This window comes from Streptomyces sp. NPDC055140, from assembly GCF_053607285.1.
On sequence record NZ_JBSGTG010000003.1, the window covers coordinates 163,374 to 181,293 of the forward strand.

Genomic DNA, 17,920 nt, shown 5'->3' on the forward strand with positions numbered 1-17,920 from the left:
GTGGCATGGGCACGGAGCCCGAACGGGGCGCCGGTTGGACGTCTCTCACAGGCTTTGGCAAGATGCCCCGCCACTCCCCGGCGGAGTCGATCATTCCGGGCGAAACCAGGCGTCTGACCTGCCGATGTGGCTCAACTCCCGGCTCAACGGGCCTCTTGTGAAGGCCTCGTGCAGACTGGCCGGATGCGCATCGAACTCGCGACGGAGCCCGGAAACCCCGACCGGCCCAACGAGGACTTCGCCTCGGCGGCCGTACCCGCCTCCGGACAGGGGGGAACGCTCGTGGTCCTGGACGGGGTCACGCCACCCCGGGGCGAGACCGGCTGTCTGCATTCCGTCCCCTGGTTCACGGCCCGCCTCGGCGGCGCCTTGGGTGAACTGTCCGTTTCACGGCGAGATATGACGTTGGCCGCCGTCCTCGCCGAGGCAATCCGCCGCACCACTGACACCCATCGGCAAACCTGTGACCTTTCTCACCCGCGCACGCCTCAGGCAACCGTGGTCCTGGCGCGGTGGGACGCGGAGCGGGTCGAGTATCTGGTGCTGTCCGACTCGGTGTTGCTGGTCGAGGACATGTCCGGATCGGTCACGGCGCTGGTGGACGACCGGCTCGACCGCGTGCCGCGCTCCTCCCTCGTCTCGGACGAGGTGGCCGACGCGACCGTACGCAACAAGGAGGGCGGCTTCTTCACGGCCGCCGCCGATCCCTCGGTCGCCGCCCGAGCGGTCACGGGCGAACTCCCCCGCACCCGGGCGCGCACGCTCGTGGCGCTGACCGACGGAGTCACGCGCTGGGTCGAGAAGTTCCGCGAGGGCGACTGGGCGGACCTGTTCGCGCTCGTACGCAAGGAGGGCGCCGAGGCGGTGGTCGCGCGCGTACGGGCCCTGGAGGACGCGGACGAGCGGGACCGGGTCTTCCTGCGGCGCAGCAAGACCCACGACGACGCGACGGCGGTGTACGTGGAGCTGTAGGGCCTAGGGCCTTTCGTTCGGATCAGGCCGGATCAGGGAGCGAGGCTTGGTGCCGTGCATCGCAAGGCGGAGGAAGGAGCCCACGCGATGGGGGTCCCCCTGCTCGAGCGCAGCCGAGCGCTCGGGGGAGTAGGCGACTGACGACGACGCCGCGAGGTGCGGTGCCGGGCCCCGCGAGTCCGGCCTGATCCGAACGAAAGGCCCTAGCTCTCGGCGCCCGCGTTCAACTGGTGGAGCAGCCGCGCCAGTTCCGCCACCTCGCTGCGGTCCCAGCCCGCGAGCTGGCGTACGTACGTGGCGCGGCGGGCGTCGCGCACCTGCCGGAAGTTGGCGCGGCCCTCGTCGGTGAGGTGGACGAGCCAGGCGCGGCCGTCGGCGGGGTCGGGCTCGCGCGCGACGAGACCGAGGTCCTCCAGGGCGCGCAGCTGCCGGCTCATGGTGGCCTTGCCGACGCCGACGTACGCGGCCAGTTCGGTGGCCCGCTGCCGGCCGCACTCCTCCAGGCGCGCGAGGAGTCCGTAGGCGGCGGGTTCGAGGTCCGGGTGGACGGCGCGCGCCATCTCGCCGGAGGACGCGCGGGCTCGCCTGAGGAAGACCGTCAACTCCCTTTCCAGGGACAAGAATTCGTGGTCCACACCACTCTCCGTCGCGTCGAATTCGGCGCCCGGCCGCTCACCGTTCCCGTCCTCGTGCACGTCAGCACCCATGCCAGGGTTTCCCGTTTCTGAAAGTTTCCGCCATTCGCGGCCATTGCCGCAGCTCCGCCAGTATTTCGCAGGAGTAGACCAACGGCAGCATCCGGGCCCCCTTCCCTCCCGGCGGTCTACGTGCGTAGCTTCATTAGTGACATGTCCACACCAGTGACATGTCGAAAGGTCCCCCCACCGAGCTCACAGAAGCTCAACGAGGCCTTCGGAGGCACGCAATGCCCGTGCACAGATCCGGAACCGTCCGCCGCCCGCGCCTCAAGCGCTTCCCGGCGGCCGGAGTCATCCTCGCAGCGCTCTCGCTGCTGTTCACCCTGCCCACCGCGGCCCAGGCCGCCGACGTCCCCGCCCGTGGCTCCGCCACGATGGGCATGGGCGTCGCCGAGCACGACGGTCAAGGCGGTCTGCCCACCGGCGACAAGGCCGTCCAGACCGAGGGCGTGGACACCAGCAGCCACAACGGCAACGTGGCCTGGTCGACGCTCTGGAACAGCGGCGTGAAGTGGGCCTACGTCAAGGCCACGGAAGGCACGTACTACACGAACCCGTACTTCGCCCAGCAGTACAACGGCTCCTACGACGTCGGCATGATCCGCGGCGCGTACCACTTCGCGACCCCGGACACGACGACCGGCGCCGCCCAGGCCAACTACTTCGTGGACCACGGGGGCGGCTGGTCCCGGGACGGCAGGACCCTGCCGGGCGCGCTCGACATCGAGTGGAACCCGTACGGCGCGTCCTGCTACGGCAAGACCGCGGCCGGGATGGTCAGCTGGATCCGTGACTTCCTGAACCAGTACAAGGCCCGCACCGGCCGCGACGCCGTGATCTACACGGCGACGAGCTGGTGGACCGAGTGCACCGGCAACTCCAGCGCCTTCGGGGCGACCAACCCGCTCTGGATCGCGCGCTACAACACCGACCCGGGCGCGCTCCCGGCCGGCTGGGGCTTCTACACGATGTGGCAGTACACGTCGTCCGGCCCGACGGTCGGTGACCACAGCAAGTTCAACGGCGCCTACGACAGGCTCCAGGCGCTGGCCAACGGCTGAGCCTGCGAGCGAGCGAAGAGCGGCCGGGCTCCCCCCAGGGGGCCGGCCGCTCGTGCGGGGCAGGTCGGCAACCGCCCGCCGGGCGGTCCCGCTTCACGAGGTTCGTGTAGCCGGTCGTGCCGTCCGGTCACAGCACCCGCCGACCCGTGTCGGCGGCCGCGTAGACCTGGTCGCCGGGGTTGCAGGACACGCGCTGGGCACCACCCTTGCCGTCGGGGGCGACCCGGTACAGCTTCGGCAGCGTCGCGTTGCCACAGCTGGTGGCGGGCGGCAGCGTGGTGACGGTGACCGCGTCGTCCGAGGCCGTCAGCGAGTACGCGGCCGGCTGACGGTCTGGTGGGCCGGTCGGTCGACCATGCGGAAGGCCCGGGCCCCATGAGGGGACCCGGGCCTTCGTCATCCGGCCCCGGTGGGCGAAGCCCACCGAAGGACAGTCGTCACGCCGCGACCGTAACCTCCAGGGCGGCCGGCGCCAGTGCCAGTTCGAGCACCTGCCGCACATCCGTCACCGGGTGCACGTCCAGCTTCTCCAGGACCTCGGCGGGGACGTCGTCCAGGTCCGCCTCGTTCCGCTTCGGGATGACGACCGTGGTGATGCCGGCCCGGTGCGCGGCGAGCAGCTTCTGCTTGACGCCACCGATCGGCAGCACACGCCCGGTCAGCGACACCTCACCGGTCATCGCCACGTCCGTACGGACCTGGCGCCCGCTGAGCAGCGACGCGAGAGCGGTCGTCATGGTGACACCCGCGCTCGGACCGTCCTTCGGCACCGCGCCCGCCGGGAAGTGGATGTGCACGCCCCGGTCCTTCAGGTCGGCGACGGGCAGCTCCAGTTCGGCGCCGTGCGAACGCAGGAAGGAGAGCGCGATCTGCGCCGACTCCTTCATCACGTCACCGAGCTGACCGGTCAGGGTCAGGCCGGCCGCGCCGGTCTCCGGGTCGGCGAGGGACGCCTCCACGTAGAGGACGTCGCCGCCCGCTCCGGTGACCGCGAGCCCGGTGGCCACGCCCGGCACCGCCGTACGGCGCTCGGCCGGGTCCTGCGCCGCCTCGGGCACGTGGTGCGGACGCCCGATGAGGCTCCGCAGGTCGGTGTCCTCGACGGTGAACGGCAGCTCGCGCTCGCCCAGTTCGTGCTGGGCCGCGACCTTCCTCAGCAGCCGTGCGACGGACCGCTCCAGGTTGCGCACGCCGGCTTCCCGCGTGTACTCCCCGGCGAGCTTGCGCAGCGCGCTCTCGCCGAGGGTGACCTCGTCCTTGTCCAGACCGGCCCGCTCCAGCTGGCGCGGGAGCAGGTGGTCGCGGGCGATGACGACCTTCTCGTCCTCGGTGTAGCCGTCGAGACGGACCAGTTCCATACGGTCGAGCAGGGCCTCCGGGATGGCCTCCAGGACGTTGGCCGTCGCGAGGAACACGACGTCGCTGAGGTCGAGTTCGACCTCCAGGTAGTGGTCGCGGAACGTGTGGTTCTGCGCAGGGTCGAGGACTTCGAGCAGGGCGGCCGCCGGGTCACCCCGGAAGTCGGACCCCACCTTGTCGATCTCGTCGAGCAGCACGACCGGGTTCATCGACCCGGCCTCCTTGATCGCGCGGACGATCCGGCCCGGCAGAGCACCCACGTACGTACGCCGGTGTCCGCGGATCTCCGCCTCGTCCCGTACGCCGCCGAGGGCGACGCGGACGAACTTGCGGCCCATGGCGTGCGCCACGGACTCGCCGAGCGAGGTCTTGCCGACGCCGGGCGGGCCGACGAGCGCGAGCACCGCGCCGCCCCTGCGTCCGCCGACGACGCCGAGCCCGCGCTCGGAACGCCGCTTGCGCACGGCCAGGTACTCGGTGATGCGCTCCTTCACGTCCTCGAGGCCCGAGTGCTCGGCGTCAAGAACGCGCTGGGCGCCCTGGATGTCGTACTCGTCCTCGGTGCGCTCACTCCACGGCAGTTCGAGGACGGTGTCGAGCCAGGTGCGGATCCACGAGCCCTCGGGGGACTGGTCGCTGGACCGCTCCAGCTTCTCGACCTCCTTGAGCGCGGCCTCACGGACCTTCTCGGGAAGGTCGGCGGCCTCGACCCGCGTGCGGTAGTCGTCGGACTCCTCGGCAGCGTCCTTGCCGCTCTCGCCGTTCAGCTCGCGCAGCTCCTTGCGTACGGCGTCCAGCTGGCGCCGCAGCAGGAACTCGCGCTGCTGCTTGTCGACGCCCTCCTGCACGTCCTTGGCGATGGACTCGGCCACGTCCTGCTCGGCGAGGTGCTCGCGCAGCTGCTCGGTGGCCAGCTTGAGCCGGGCGACCGGGTCGGCCGTCTCCAGGAGCTCCACCTTCTGCGGGGTGCTCAGGAAGGGCGAGTAGCCGGAGTTGTCGGCGAGCGCGGAGACGTCGTCGATCTGCTGGACGCGGTCCACGACCTGCCAGGCGCCGCGCTTCTTCAGCCAGTTCGTGGCGAGTGCCTTGTATTCGGTGACCAGCTCGGTCACGGAGCCGGGCAGCGGCTCCGGCACGGTCTCCTCGACCGCGAGGCCCTCCACCCACAGGGCGGCGCCGGGGCCGGTCGTGCCCGCGCCGATCCGTACGCGGCTGCGGCCGCGGATCAGGGCGCCGGGGTCGCCGTCGGCGAGCCGGCCCACCTGCTCGACGGTGCCGAGTACGCCGGTGTTCGCGTACGTGCCGTCGATCCGGGGAACAAGAAGCACCTTCGGCTTGCTGCCGCCCACAGATCCGCTGGAACGGGCCACCGCCTGGGCGGCCTCCACCGCGGCGCGTACGTCGTTGTCGTTGAGGTCGAGGGGCACCACCATTCCGGGCAGCACGACCTCGTCGTCGAGCGGCAGCACGGGCAGGGTGAGCGGTGTGGACGTCGATGCCATGATCTCCCCTTAAGCAGTCAAGTTGAGCTATGGAGACTCAATGCACGTGAGCCTCCGAATGTTCCCCCGGCACTGTTCGCTCTCGGCGATCAGTGGATAGGCATGGGAAAGCCGCAGCTCAGAGGGAGTGTGTGACGTGTGTGACCATGGGCCGGCCGGGGGATGGGTGACGCGTCAGGCTGTGGACGGTCCCGGCGCGCGGCGCCACCGGCGCACCAGCGGCCAGGTCCCGACGCCGATGGCCAGCGCCATGAGGTGACCCCAGTTCGTCATCGGGTCCGCGAACTCGATGAGGTCCTCGACCAGCATTGCGCCGACGACGGCGAGCACGGTCCAGCGCAGCCAGGGCGTGAGGAGACCGGCGAGCGCCCCGATACTCGCGGCCACACCGAAGCTGATCCCGTAGTCGAGGCGGTGCAGCGAGCTCTCGGGCAGCCGCCCGGCCATCACGGAGAGCCCGACGGGCACCTCGGTGGCGAGCGTCGCCACGGTGTGGCCGAGGACGAAGACACCGGCGGTGCGCCGGCCGCCGATCCGGCGCTCCAGCGCCGTGAGAACGACCAGGAAGCCGATCGCGAACGGGGACGTGATCCCGCCGGCGATCCACAGCGCACTGGCCACCAGCACGAACACGGGCGTGTGCGCGAGGTGCGCCACGTCGGTGCTGGAACCCCGCAGCGCGGACGCGACGACGCCGGGATCGGCGAACATCACGAAGAGGGACGTGCCGACGAGCACGGCGGCGTAGGCGAAGGTGAACGGCGTCCCCGTGGGCGTCGGCAGCAACCGCCAGGGGCGCATCCGGCGCCGGGGGCCGGCGGTCTCGGGCGGGGCGTGCTCGCCGGTCACGGATCCGGGAGCGGCTGGCGCCATGTCACAGGCCGCCGACTGAGCCGGAACGGCGTCGAGCAGGGGCCGCGAAGCCGCAGGCAGCGTCCCCGAAGAAGACGTCCTCGAAGAAACAGTCCTCGAAGTAACGTCCGCCCCGTCTGCCTCGACCGTCACGCCACGCTCCACCTGCGGCACCCTTCCCATTCCGGCCCGGCCCACACTTCGCGACCCGCACCGCGCTGTCCATGACCGACGTCACGTGGGACACGATCCCCAGGACCCGCGCACGAGCGCCCCCAACTCCGGTTCCAGGGACGGCCGGGCGTCACACCGGTTGCGGCAGGATGGACGCCATGTCCACCTCGTACCCCATCCCGTACGACACCGACCACACCGCCCCCGTCGTCCTCGACCGGCGCGAGGGGCCGTTCGGAGAGGTCGTACTGCGGCGCCACGGCGCGCTGCTCCAGATCATCGCCAACGGATGCTTCCTGATGGACACGTCCGACGGCCGCTCCGAGCGCCTCCTGGTCGACGCGGCGCTGGACGCTCTCGACGACCGCCCGGCGCCCGGAATTCTCATCGGCGGGCTCGGTGTCGGATTCTCCCTCACACACGCGGCTGCGAATTCCCGCTGGGGCCGCATCACCGTCGTCGAGCGCGAGCCGGCGATCGTCGACTGGCATCGCGAGGGCCCACTGTCCGAACTGTCACGGTTCGCGCTCGCCGATCCGCGCACGGAGATTGTGGAGGCGGACCTTGTCTCGTACGTCCAGGAATCGACCGAGACGTACGACGCACTGTGCCTCGATATCGACAACGGACCCGACTGGACGGTGACGGAGGGTAATGACAATCTCTACTCACCGGTAGGTCTCGCGGCCTGTCGGGCGCGGCTCGCTCCCGGTGGCGTGCTCGCCGTGTGGTCCGCACAGCCCTCCGCAAATTTTGAAGGAACCTTGCGGAATGCCGGATTCCGGTCGGTCCGCACCGAAGAGATCCCGGTTGTCCGGGGCGTTCCGGACGTCGTACATCTCGGGGTCAGGCCTGCGTAGCCGACTCGCGGTAACTCCCCGTACGCTGACTGCCGAAACCCAGATCATTCAAGCGTCAAGCGCACACGGATGTGCGCATTCAGGGGCGGGGCGATGGAGCAGACACACACCTCCCACAACGGCAGCACGGCGACGCCGGGTGCCCAACGACGGGTCCTGGTGGTCGAGGACGACCCCACGATCGTCGACGCCATCGCCGCGCGGCTGCGTGCCGAGGGATTCCTAGTGCAAACGGCACAGGACGGTCCGGCGGCGGTCGACACGGCCGAGGCATGGCAACCGGACCTGCTGATCCTCGACATCATGCTGCCCGGCTTCGACGGGCTCGAGGTCTGCCGCCGTGTGCAGGCGCAGCGGCCGGTGCCGGTGATGATGCTCACGGCGCGCGACGACGAGACGGACATGCTCGTCGGGCTCGGCGTGGGTGCCGACGACTACATGACGAAGCCCTTCTCGATGCGGGAGCTCGCGGCGCGCGTGCACGTCCTGCTGCGGAGGGTCGAGCGCGCGGCGCTCGCGGCGGCCACGCCCAGGAGCGGCATCCTGCGGCTCGGCGAGCTGGAGATCGACCACGCACAGCGCCGGGTGCGGGTGCGCTCCGAGGACGTCCATCTGACGCCCACGGAGTTCGACCTCCTGGTCTGCCTGGCCAACACGCCCCGCGCCGTCCTCTCGCGTGAGCAGCTGCTCGCCGAGGTGTGGGACTGGGCGGACGCGTCGGGCACCCGGACCGTCGACAGCCACATCAAGGCGCTGCGCCGGAAGATCGGCGCCGAGCGGATCCGCACCGTCCACGGTGTGGGCTACGCGCTGGAGACGCCGACGCCATGACCGGCAGCGGCGGCGCATCCGACGTACGGGGCGCGGACGGGTACGAGCCCGGGCCGCCGGGCCGCCCGCCCGGCGCTCCCCCGGCCGCCCGGCCCCTCGCGGGCCACTGGGTGCAGGGCGGTCTGCGGCCGTTCTCCATCAAGACCAAGCTCGGCACGCTGGTCGTCGTCTCGGTGTTCATCACGACCGGACTGCTGATGGTCGCCGTCCGCACCCAGACCGAGCTCCGTTTCATCACGGTCTTCTCGGTCATCGCGACGCTCCTCATCACCCAGTTCGTGGCGCACTCGCTGACCGCGCCGCTCGACGAGATGAACACCGTCGCCCGCTCCATCTCGCACGGCGACTACACACGCCGGGTCCGTGGCGCCGACCGGCGCGACGAGCTGGGCGACCTGGCCGCGACCATCAACCGCATGGCCGACGACCTGGAGGCCCAGGACCAGCAGCGCAAGGAGCTCGTGGCGAACGTCTCGCACGAGCTGCGCACCCCGATCGCAGGCCTGCGCGCCGTCCTGGAGAACGTCGTGGACGGGGTCTCGGCCGCCGACCCCGAGACCATGCGCACCGCCCTGAAACAGACCGAGCGCCTGGGCCGACTGGTCGAGACGCTGCTCGACCTCTCGCGGCTCGACAACGGCGTGGTCCCGCTCAAGGCGCGCCGCTTCGAGGTGTGGCCCTATCTGTCGGGCGTCCTGAAGGAGGCCAACATGGTCGCCTCACAGCGCGCCGGCATCGCCTCGGGCTCCGGCACCCACACGCGTACGGACGTACATCTGCACCTGGACGTGTCCCCGCCCGAGCTGACCGCGCACGCGGACCCCGAGCGGATCCACCAGGTCGTGGCCAACCTCATCGACAACGCCGTGAAACACAGCCCGCCGCACGGCCGGGTGACCGTGCTCGCACGGCGCGGCCTCTATCCGGAGTCGCTCGATCTGGAGGTCCTAGACGAGGGCCCCGGCATCCCCCGCTCCGAGTGGCACCGCGTATTCGAGCGCTTCAACCGGGGCGGCCATGTGAAGGGCGCCGCGCACGGCCCCGGCAGCGACGGCGGCACCGGTCTCGGCCTCGCCATCGCCCGGTGGGCCGTGGACCTGCACGGCGGCCGGATCGGCGTGGCCGAATCGGCTCGCGGATGCCGGATCCAGGTCACTCTTCCGGGCCTGCCCCGAGCTCAAAGTTGACGTAGGGTTCGAACCGGAAGCACAAGATCGCCGTGCCATTCGTCACGGGGTGCGGGCCGATGGGCCGCACTCGTACAAGGACGTACCCAAGGTGAACCGGAACCCCGCTTGTTTCCCGCCATTTCCAGCGCCGAAACACGGCTTCCGGTGTGACTTACGCGACGGATGACCCGCCCGGTCTGCAAGTCCCGGTGTTGGAGGCGTAGCCTTTATTCCCGCTGTCCATCACCTTGTGAGAAGCGGAAGAGGGCGGTTACCGCCGTGTCGCCACAGTCCCCCAGTAACTCGAGCACCTCGACCGACCAAGAGGGGCAGGGCAAGAGCCCTGCAGCCGCTTTCGGTCCCAATGAGTGGCTCGTCGACGAGATCTATCAGCAGTACCTCCAGGACCCGAATTCGGTTGACCGAGCCTGGTGGGACTTCTTCGCCGACTACAAGCCGGGTGCCCCGGCCCAGCCGACGACCGGAGCCCCCGCACAGGGTTCCGGTCCCGGCACCGCCGGTACCGCAGCCGCGGGGGCTGCGGGCACTGCCGCGGCGCCCGCCGCTCCGGCGGCCGCAGCTCCGGCTCCGGCTCCGGCTCCGGCCAAGGCGGCTCCGGCCGCCCCGGTGGCCAAGCCCGCCGCCGCGGCGCCCGCAAAGCCGGCCGCCGCTGTCGTGAAGGCCCCTGCTCCCGCCAAGGCGCAGCCCGCGACCGGGGCCGCCGGCGGCCCCGAGTTCGTGACGCTGCGCGGCCCGAGCGCCGCCGTCGCGAAGAACATGAACGCCTCCATCGAGGTCCCCACGGCGACGTCCGTGCGCGCGGTCCCGGTGAAGCTGCTGTTCGACAACCGCATCGTCATCAACAACCACCTGAAGCGCGCCCGGGGCGGGAAGATCTCCTTCACCCACCTCATCGGCTACGCGATGGTGCAGGCCATCAAGGCCATGCCGTCGATGAACTACTCCTTCGCGGAGAAGGACGGCAAGCCGACGCTGGTCAAGCCGGAGCACGTGAACTTCGGCCTCGCCATCGACCTGGTGAAGCCCAACGGCGACCGCCAGCTGGTCGTCGCGGGCATCAAGAAGGCCGAGACGCTGAACTTCTTCGAGTTCTGGCAGGCCTACGAGGACATCGTCCGCCGCGCCCGCGACGGCAAGCTCGGCATGGACGACTTCACCGGTGTCACGGTCTCGCTGACCAACCCCGGCGGCCTCGGCACCGTCCACTCCGTGCCGCGTCTGATGCCCGGACAGTCGGTCATCATGGGCGTCGGCTCGATGGACTACCCCGCGGAGTTCCAGGGCACGTCCCAGGACACCCTGAACAAGCTCGGCATCTCGAAGGTCATGACGCTCACGTCGACCTACGACCACCGGGTCATCCAGGGCGCCGCCTCCGGCGAGTTCCTGCGCGTCGTCGCGAACCTCCTCCTCGGCGAGGGCGAGTTCTACGACGAGATCTTCAAGGCGCTGCGCATCCCCTACGAGCCGGTCCGCTGGTTCAAGGACATCGACGCCTCGCACGACGACGACGTCACGAAGGCCGCCCGCGTCTTCGAGCTGATCCACTCCTTCCGGGTCCGCGGCCACGTCATGGCCGACACCGACCCGCTGGAGTACCGCCAGCGCAAGCACCCCGACCTGGACATCGCCGAGCACGGCCTCACCCTGTGGGACCTGGAGCGCGAGTTCGCGGTCGGCGGCTTCGCCGGCAAGTCGATGATGAAGCTGCGCGACATCCTCGGCGTCCTGCGTGACTCGTACTGCCGCACCACCGGCATCGAGTACATGCACATCCAGGACCCGAAGCAGCGCAAGTGGCTCCAGGACCGCGTCGAGCGCCCGCACACCAAGCCGGAGCGCGAGGAGCAGCTGCGCATCCTGCGCCGGCTGAACGCGGCCGAGGCGTTCGAGACGTTCCTGCAGACGAAGTACGTCGGCCAGAAGCGCTTCTCCCTGGAGGGCGGCGAGTCCGTCATCCCGCTGCTCGACGCGGTCATCGACTCCGCCGCCGAGTCGCGCCTCGACGAGGTCGTCATCGGCATGGCCCACCGCGGCCGCTTGAACGTCCTGGCGAACATCGTCGGCAAGTCGTACGCGCAGATCTTCCGCGAGTTCGAGGGCAACCTCGACCCGAAGTCGATGCACGGCTCCGGCGACGTGAAGTACCACCTGGGCGCCCAGGGCACCTTCACCGGCCTGGACGGCGAGCAGATCAAGGTCTCGCTGGCCGCGAACCCGTCCCACCTGGAGACGGTCGACCCGGTCATCGAGGGCATCGTCCGCGCCAAGCAGGACATCATCAACAAGGGCGGCACGGACTTCACGGTCCTGCCGGTCGCCCTGCACGGTGACGCGGCCTTCGCGGGCCAGGGTGTGGTCGCCGAGACGCTCAACATGTCGCAGCTGCGCGGCTACCGCACGGGCGGCACGGTCCACATCGTCATCAACAACCAGGTCGGCTTCACCGCCGCCCCGGAGTCGTCGCGCTCCTCCATGTACGCCACGGACGTGGCCCGCATGATCGAGGCGCCGATCTTCCACGTGAACGGCGACGACCCCGAGGCCGTCGTCCGCGTTGCCCGACTGGCCTTCGAGTTCCGCCAGGCGTTCAACAAGGACGTCGTCATCGACCTGATCTGCTACCGCCGCCGCGGTCACAACGAGTCGGACAACCCGGCGTTCACGCAGCCGCTGATGTACGACCTGATCGACAAGAAGCGCTCGGTGCGCAAGCTCTACACCGAGTCCCTCATCGGCCGTGGCGACATCACGCTCGAAGAGGCCGAGCAGGCGCTGCAGGACTTCCAGGGCCAGCTGGAGAAGGTGTTCGCCGAGGTCCGCGAGGCCACGGCGCTTCCGGCCCAGGCCCCCGCGATCGACCCGCAGGCCGAGTTCCCGGTCGCCGTCAGCACCGCGATCTCCCAGGAGACCGTGAAGCGGATCGCCGAGTCGCAGGTCAACATCCCCGACCGCGTCACCGTCCACCCGCGTCTGCTGCCGCAGCTGCAGCGCCGCGCGGCGATGATCGAGGACGGCACGATCGACTGGGGCATGGGCGAGACGCTCGCCATCGGCTCCCTGCTCCTCGAGGGCACCCCGGTGCGCCTCTCGGGCCAGGACTCGCGCCGCGGCACGTTCGGCCAGCGCCACGCGGTCCTGATCGACCGTGAGACGGGCGAGGACTTCACCCCGCTGCTGTACCTCTCGGACGACCAGGCGCGTTACAACGTCTACGACTCCCTGCTCTCCGAGTACGCGGTCATGGGCTTCGAGTACGGCTACTCGCTGGCCCGTCCCGAGTCGCTCGTGATGTGGGAGGCGCAGTTCGGCGACTTCGTCAACGGCGCGCAGACGGTGGTGGACGAGTACATCTCGGCCGCCGAGCAGAAGTGGGGCCAGACCTCCGGCGTCACGCTGCTCCTGCCGCACGGCTACGAGGGCCAGGGCCCGGACCACTCGTCCGCCCGCCCGGAGCGCTTCCTCCAGCTGTGCGCGCAGAACAACATGACGGTCGCCATGCCGACGCTCCCGTCGAACTACTTCCACCTCCTGCGGTGGCAGGTGCACAACCCGCACCACAAGCCGCTGGTGGTCTTCACACCGAAGTCGATGCTGCGCCTCAAGGCCGCCGCGTCGAAGGCGGAGGAGTTCACGACGGGCGGCTTCCGTCCCGTCATCGGCGACAGCTCGGTGGACCCGGCCGCGGTCCGCAAGGTCGTCTTCTGCGCGGGCAAGGTCTACTACGACATCGAGGCCGAGCGTCAGAAGCGCGGCGTGACGGACACGGCGGTCATCCGCATCGAGCGCCTGTACCCGCTGCCGGGTGCCGAGCTCCAGGCGGAGATCTCCAAGTACCCGAACGCGGAGAAGTACCTGTGGGCCCAGGAGGAGCCGGCGAACCAGGGCGCATGGCCCTTCATCGCCCTCAACCTGATCGACCACCTGGACCTGGCGGTCGGCGCCGACGTCCCGCACGGTGAGCGCCTGCGCCGCATCTCGCGGCCGCACGGCTCGTCCCCGGCGGTCGGCTCGGCGAAGCGTCACCAGGCGGAGCAGGAGCAGCTGGTGCACGAGGTCTTCGAGGCCTGAGCAGCCTGACCTCGTACGTACGATTGTGGGGCCCGGAACGTCGTTCCGGGCCCCACGTCCGTATCACCCCAGGAGCGACTGGCCCATGTACTTCACCGACCGCGGCATCGAGGAACTGGAGAAGCGGCGCGGCGAGGAGGAGGTCACCCTCGAGTGGCTCGCCGAGCAGCTGCGCACGTTCGTCGACCTGAACCCGGATTTCGAGGTGCCGGTCGAGCGGCTGGCGACATGGCTGGCACGGCTCGACGACGAGGATGACGACGAGTAGCAGGTCCCGTCCCGGGAGCAGGCCTCAGTCCCAGGCGCGCAGCCGGTCGTAGGCGAGGCCGAGCGCGCCGTGTACGACGAGGAGCGCGCCCGCGACCGCCCAGCCGGTGCCGCGCCGGCGCAGGCCCCACACGGTGAGCGGGATGCCCACGGCGAGCTGGCCCGCCGCCGCTGTGCGCGCCTTGGGGCCGCGCAGCCAGGGTCCGATGGCGCTGCGTTCGACGACGTCGAGTTCCGCGCGGACGGCGTCGCGCCAGCCGGACCACTCGATGTGTTCGGCGCCGGGCTGCACCCGCGCGACCTCGCGCAGCCGGTCGGCGGGCTCGCCGGGGGTCAGGCCTGTAGGGAGAACCAGCCCCGCGCGCGTGAGGACGGCGAGCAGGCCGAGCAGACGGGCACGGGCGTCCGCCCCGCTGTCGGACCGTGTGAGTTCCTCCAGGGACTGCATGTCCAGGACCGGGTCGAGGCCGAGGCGCGCGGCGAACGTGCGCATCGCTTCGTCCTCGCCGACGGGTGTGCCGTTCGCCAGCCATACGTAGCCGACGGGGCGGCGGAACCCCGAGGCGAGGGTGTAGCCGCTGTGTTCGGCGTCCCACCACAGGGCGAGCACCGGCCAGGGGACGCTGACGGCGAGGGCCGCGGCCCAGCCCGCGAGGACACTGTCGACCCGTTCGCCGCCGTGCAGCCAGGGCTTGCCCTCGGGGACCAGGACGCTCCAGTCGGGTCCCGCCTGGGCGAGGAGCACGCGTTCGCGCAGGAGCTGGGCGGCGGGCCCGACCGTGGCGGGGTCGGCGCGGCACAGCAGCATCGCTCCCGCGGCCCTGGCCTGCGGGGCGGGGATGCCGGCGGAGTCGGCGGTGGCGTCGGGCGGCATGCACACAACGCTAGGTCAGTTTGTGCGGTTTGGCCCATGAATACCCTGTGCGGGGTGGCCCGTGCGACGGAATCCAGTCGCGACTGTCTTGACTTTCCGTATCCGCGATATATCGTGTCTCGCAAGGGTGCGATACAACGCGTCCGCTCCCGATCCGTCCCGCCGAGGAGGTCGCACCATGCCCGAGTGGTCCGTGGCAGAGCCCCACAAGCTCGCCTTCGACGAGCCCGTGACGACGCTCCACGTACGCATCGTCAACGGAACGGTGAACGTCGTGGGCACCGACGAAGGTTCCGCCCGCCTGGAGGTGTCCGGGATCGAGGGCCCACCGCTGCAGGTGACCCTGACGGACGGCGTGCTGACCGTCGCGTACGACGATCTGCCCTGGAAGGGCTTCCTCAAGTGGCTCGACCCCAAGGGCTGGCGCCGCAGCGCGGTCGTGTCCCTGACGGTCCCGGCCCGTACCGGAGTCGAGGTCGGCGTCGTCGGCGCCGGCGCGGTCGTGTCCGGGATACAGGGGCGTACGGAGGTCAAGGGCGTCACCGGCGACACGACACTGGTCGGCGTCGCGGGCGATGTGCGTACGGACACCGTCTCCGGGAATGTCGAGGCCCAGGCTGTGACAGGGGATCTGCGCTTCAACTCCGTCTCCGGGGACCTGACCGTCGTCGAGGGCGCCGGCCCCTCCGTGCGGGCCGACTCGGTGAGCGGCTCGATGATCGTGGACCTCGACCCGGCCGACCGGGCGACAGATGTGAACCTGACGAGCGTCTCGGGCGAGATCGCGATCCGCCTCCCGCACCCCGCCGACGCGGAGGTCGAGGCGAACACGGCGAGCGGATCCGTGTCGAACGCCTTCGAGGATCTGCGGGTCGGCGGCCACTGGGGCGCCAAGAGCATCACGGGCAGACTCGGCACGGGCCGCGGAAAGCTGAAGGCGACGACGGTCTCCGGATCGATCGCGCTCCTGCGGCGACCTCCGGCGGAGGACGACGCCCATACCCCCGCCGCCGACTCCCCCACCGCCCCTGACGCCGCCGCCGGCGGCCCGGCCGACAAGAAGGTGCTCTGACATGCCCCCCGTCTTCGCCCACGGCCGCCTGCGCCTGTACCTCCTGAAGCTGCTCGACGAGGCCCCGCGCCACGGGTACGAGGTGATCAGGCTCCTGGAGGAGCGCTTCCAGGGCCTGTACGCGCCCTCGGCGGGCACGGTGTACCCGCGCCTGGCGAAGCTGGAGGCCGAAGGCCTGGTCACGCACACCACGGAGGGCGGCAGAAAGGTCTACTCGATCACCGACGCGGGCCGCGCCGAGCTGGCCGACCGCAGCGGTGAACTGGCCGACCTGGAGCTGGAGATCCGCGAGTCCGTCGCGGAGCTCGCCGCCGAGATCCGGGACGACGTGCGGGGCGCGGCGGGCGATCTGCGCCGCGAGATGCGGGCGGCCGCCTCGGAGGCGAGGAACGGGTCGGGGACGACCACGGGCAAGAGCGAGCGGCCGGGCCCGTTCGGTGACCTCCAGGACTTCGGGGACAAGGAGGCGTGGCGCGCGGCCAAGGAGGAGCTGCGCCGCGCCCGGCAGGAGTGGAAGGAGCAGGCGCGGCGCGCGAAGGACGAGAGCCGCCGGGCCCGCGAGGAGGCCCAGCGGGCGCGCCGGCAGGCCAAGGAGGCGCAGGAGCAGGCTCGCGAGCAGGCGCAGGAGCAGGTCGAGCGTCTGGCGAAGCGGGTGCAGGACCAGGTCCAGGACCACTTCGCGCAGGGCGACTGGCCCACGGGGGTCCGGGAGGGCCTGACCGAACTGGCCAAGGAGTTCGGCGACTTCGGCAAGTACTTCGGCAAGGAGACGGGCGGCGCGGCCCGTTCGGACGCCGCCGGGCCCGAGGTGCGGGTCACCCATGACGACATCCCCGCGGAGTATCTGCCGTCGTGGAGCCACGAGGACTCGACCGGCGACCCGGCCCGTGATCTGGACCGCCTCCTCGACCGCTTCCGCGACGACATCCGCGACACGGCCAGGGACCACGGGGTGACGGAGGATCAATTCCGCGAGGCCCGGCGCTGGTTGTCGGAGGCGGCGGCGCACATCGGGGCGTCCCTGCGGACACCCAAGGGCTGACCCGCACGACGGCCGGGGGCGGGGAGGGTCGAGGGGCGCTGCCCCTCGACCCTCACAGGTCCGACAAGGTCAGACAAGGTGCGGCTGGGTCAGACCGTCAGCACGATCTTGCCGAACTGACCGCCGGCCTCCATCCGCTCGAAGCCCTCGCGGGCGCGGTCCAGCGGGAGAGTCTCGTCGATCACGGGGCGCACGCCGGTGGCCGCGCAGAACGACAGCAGGTCCTCCAGCTCGTCCTTCGAGCCCATCGTCGAGCCGACGATCTTCAGCTCCAGGAAGAAGACGCGGGTCAGCTCAGCGTGCGAGGGACGGTCGCCGCTGGTGGCGCCGGAGATGACGACCGTGCCGCCGGGCTTGAGCGACTTGATGGAGTGCGACCAGGTGGCCGCGCCGACCGTCTCGATGACGGCGTCCACGCGCTGCGGCAGCCGCGCACCCGACTCCACGGCCTCGACGGCGCCGAGCTCCAGGGCGCGCTTGCGCTTGGCCTCGTCGCGGCTGGTCGCGAAGACCTTGAGACCGGCCGCCTTGCCGAGGACGATCGCGGCCGTGGCGACCCCGCCGCCGGCGCCCTGCACGAGCACGGAGTCACCGGGCCGCACACCGGCGTTGGTGAACAGCATCCGGTACGCCGTCAGCCACGCGGTCGGCAGGCAGGCCGCCTCCTCGAAGCTGAGCTCCTTGGGCTTGGGCAGTACGTTCCACTCGGGCACGGTCACCTGCTCGGCGAAGGTGCCCTGGTACTTCTCGGTGAGGATGGACCGGCCCTCCCGGGGCCCGACCCCGTAACCGGCCTGGCCGATGACGGAGTGCAGGACGACCTCGTTGCCGTCCTGGTCGATCCCGGCGGCGTCGCAGCCGAGGATCATCGGGAGCTTGTCCTCACCGAGCCCGACCCCGCGCAGGGACCACAGGTCATGGTGGTTGAGGGAGGCGGCCTTGACGTTCACGGTCGTCCAGCCGGGGCGGGCCTCGGGGGCCGGGCGATCCCCCAACTCAAGGCCGTTCAGCGGCTGGTCACGGTCGATTCGGGCGGCGTAGGCAGCGAACATGACCTTGACCCTAGGTCCGCCGGGTGCCGTGCGGAACACCGTA

General features: G+C 70.7%; 14 protein-coding genes and 1 pseudogene. 9 read left to right on the forward strand and 6 right to left on the reverse strand.

The window, feature by feature from the left end; translation table 11 throughout:
* The first annotated feature begins 183 nt into the window (after positions 1-183).
* Entirely contained in the window at positions 184-972 is a 789-nt protein-coding gene (locus ACWFR4_RS08405; RefSeq protein WP_453651595.1) for a protein phosphatase 2C domain-containing protein, read from the forward strand.
* 203 nt (positions 973-1,175) lie between these two features.
* Here the strand turns inward: ACWFR4_RS08405 and ACWFR4_RS08410 are convergent, their stop codons facing one another.
* Positions 1,176-1,679, reverse strand: a complete 504-nt coding sequence (locus tag ACWFR4_RS08410) for a MarR family winged helix-turn-helix transcriptional regulator (protein ID WP_453455322.1) — start codon at positions 1,677-1,679, stop codon at positions 1,176-1,178.
* Between the two features lie 218 nt (positions 1,680-1,897).
* Between ACWFR4_RS08410 and ACWFR4_RS08415 the strand changes: the two genes are divergently transcribed.
* Positions 1,898-2,731 carry a lysozyme gene (locus ACWFR4_RS08415; protein WP_453455319.1) on the forward strand — a complete coding sequence of 278 codons (834 nt, stop codon included), beginning with the start codon at positions 1,898-1,900 and terminating at the stop codon, positions 2,729-2,731.
* Between the two features lie 127 nt (positions 2,732-2,858).
* Here the strand turns inward: ACWFR4_RS08415 and ACWFR4_RS08420 are convergent, their stop codons facing one another.
* The 3 genes from ACWFR4_RS08420 to ACWFR4_RS08430 all read right to left on the reverse strand — a co-directional run bounded on the left by ACWFR4_RS08420 (position 2,859) and on the right by ACWFR4_RS08430 (position 6,627).
* A complete protein-coding gene (locus ACWFR4_RS08420; RefSeq protein WP_453455317.1) occupies positions 2,859-3,131 on the reverse strand; it encodes a hypothetical protein in 273 nt (90 codons plus the stop codon).
* Between the two features lie 37 nt (positions 3,132-3,168).
* Positions 3,169-5,592, reverse strand: coding sequence for an endopeptidase La (gene lon / locus ACWFR4_RS08425; RefSeq protein WP_453455314.1), 2,424 nt, complete (start codon positions 5,590-5,592; stop codon positions 3,169-3,171).
* Between the two features lie 174 nt (positions 5,593-5,766).
* Positions 5,767-6,627, reverse strand: coding sequence for a rhomboid-like protein (locus ACWFR4_RS08430; protein WP_453651597.1), 861 nt, complete (start codon positions 6,625-6,627; stop codon positions 5,767-5,769).
* A 149-nt stretch (positions 6,628-6,776) separates the two neighbouring features.
* Between ACWFR4_RS08430 and ACWFR4_RS08435 the strand changes: the two genes are divergently transcribed.
* From ACWFR4_RS08435 to ACWFR4_RS08455, 5 genes and pseudogenes are all read left to right on the forward strand, one after another.
* Positions 6,777-7,478 (forward strand): spermidine synthase, encoded by a 702-nt coding sequence (locus tag ACWFR4_RS08435; RefSeq protein WP_453455309.1) that lies wholly within the window; start codon positions 6,777-6,779, stop codon positions 7,476-7,478.
* Positions 7,479-7,571: 93 nt separating this feature from the next.
* Positions 7,572-8,309: a response regulator transcription factor gene (locus ACWFR4_RS08440; RefSeq protein ID WP_116510033.1), complete on the forward strand. Its 738-nt coding sequence runs from the start codon at positions 7,572-7,574 to the stop codon at positions 8,307-8,309.
* Positions 8,310-8,325: 16 nt separating this feature from the next.
* Positions 8,326-9,496: pseudogene (locus tag ACWFR4_RS08445) on the forward strand (HAMP domain-containing sensor histidine kinase).
* A 261-nt stretch (positions 9,497-9,757) separates the two neighbouring features.
* Complete coding sequence (locus tag ACWFR4_RS08450; protein WP_453651599.1) at positions 9,758-13,570, forward strand: multifunctional oxoglutarate decarboxylase/oxoglutarate dehydrogenase thiamine pyrophosphate-binding subunit/dihydrolipoyllysine-residue succinyltransferase subunit; 3,813 nt, start codon at positions 9,758-9,760, stop codon at positions 13,568-13,570.
* A gap of 85 nt (positions 13,571-13,655) precedes the next feature.
* On the forward strand, positions 13,656-13,838 hold the full coding sequence (locus ACWFR4_RS08455) for a DUF6104 family protein (protein WP_453455304.1): 183 nt from the start codon (positions 13,656-13,658) through the stop codon (positions 13,836-13,838).
* A gap of 24 nt (positions 13,839-13,862) precedes the next feature.
* On the opposite strand, the gene ACWFR4_RS08460 is transcribed toward ACWFR4_RS08455, so the two are convergent.
* Complete coding sequence (locus ACWFR4_RS08460) at positions 13,863-14,711, reverse strand: hypothetical protein (protein WP_453455302.1); 849 nt, start codon at positions 14,709-14,711, stop codon at positions 13,863-13,865.
* A 178-nt stretch (positions 14,712-14,889) separates the two neighbouring features.
* On the opposite strand from ACWFR4_RS08460, the gene ACWFR4_RS08465 reads away from it, so the two are divergent.
* The gene (locus ACWFR4_RS08465) at positions 14,890-15,783 is read left to right on the forward strand and encodes a DUF4097 family beta strand repeat-containing protein (RefSeq protein WP_453455300.1); all 894 of its coding nucleotides are present in this window, start codon (positions 14,890-14,892) and stop codon (positions 15,781-15,783) included.
* 1 nt (position 15,784) lies between these two features.
* On the forward strand, positions 15,785-16,825 hold the full coding sequence (locus tag ACWFR4_RS08470; RefSeq protein WP_453455297.1) for a helix-turn-helix transcriptional regulator: 1,041 nt from the start codon (positions 15,785-15,787) through the stop codon (positions 16,823-16,825).
* Positions 16,826-16,914: 89 nt separating this feature from the next.
* On the opposite strand, the gene ACWFR4_RS08475 is transcribed toward ACWFR4_RS08470, so the two are convergent.
* Positions 16,915-17,877 carry a zinc-binding dehydrogenase gene (locus tag ACWFR4_RS08475; RefSeq protein WP_100595910.1) on the reverse strand — a complete coding sequence of 321 codons (963 nt, stop codon included), beginning with the start codon at positions 17,875-17,877 and terminating at the stop codon, positions 16,915-16,917.
* Between the last annotated feature and the right edge of the window lie 43 nt (positions 17,878-17,920).

Bases quoted from the DNA above. Each gene is read 5' to 3' on its own strand.
- ACWFR4_RS08405 (WP_453651595.1), top strand. From the start codon at position 184: ATGCGCATCGAACTCGCGACGGAGCCCGGAAACCCCGACCGGCCCAAC.
- ACWFR4_RS08410 (WP_453455322.1), bottom strand. From the start codon at position 1,679: ATGGGTGCTGACGTGCACGAGGACGGGAACGGTGAGCGGCCGGGCGCC.
- ACWFR4_RS08415 (WP_453455319.1), top strand. From the start codon at position 1,898: ATGCCCGTGCACAGATCCGGAACCGTCCGCCGCCCGCGCCTCAAGCGC.
- ACWFR4_RS08420 (WP_453455317.1), bottom strand. From the start codon at position 3,131: ATGACGAAGGCCCGGGTCCCCTCATGGGGCCCGGGCCTTCCGCATGGT.
- lon (WP_453455314.1), bottom strand. From the start codon at position 5,592: ATGGCATCGACGTCCACACCGCTCACCCTGCCCGTGCTGCCGCTCGAC.
- ACWFR4_RS08430 (WP_453651597.1), bottom strand. From the start codon at position 6,627: ATGGGAAGGGTGCCGCAGGTGGAGCGTGGCGTGACGGTCGAGGCAGAC.
- ACWFR4_RS08435 (WP_453455309.1), top strand. From the start codon at position 6,777: ATGTCCACCTCGTACCCCATCCCGTACGACACCGACCACACCGCCCCC.
- ACWFR4_RS08440 (WP_116510033.1), top strand. From the start codon at position 7,572: ATGGAGCAGACACACACCTCCCACAACGGCAGCACGGCGACGCCGGGT.
- ACWFR4_RS08455 (WP_453455304.1), top strand. From the start codon at position 13,656: ATGTACTTCACCGACCGCGGCATCGAGGAACTGGAGAAGCGGCGCGGC.
- ACWFR4_RS08460 (WP_453455302.1), bottom strand. From the start codon at position 14,711: ATGCCGCCCGACGCCACCGCCGACTCCGCCGGCATCCCCGCCCCGCAG.
- ACWFR4_RS08465 (WP_453455300.1), top strand. From the start codon at position 14,890: ATGCCCGAGTGGTCCGTGGCAGAGCCCCACAAGCTCGCCTTCGACGAG.
- ACWFR4_RS08470 (WP_453455297.1), top strand. From the start codon at position 15,785: ATGCCCCCCGTCTTCGCCCACGGCCGCCTGCGCCTGTACCTCCTGAAG.
- ACWFR4_RS08475 (WP_100595910.1), bottom strand. From the start codon at position 17,877: ATGTTCGCTGCCTACGCCGCCCGAATCGACCGTGACCAGCCGCTGAAC.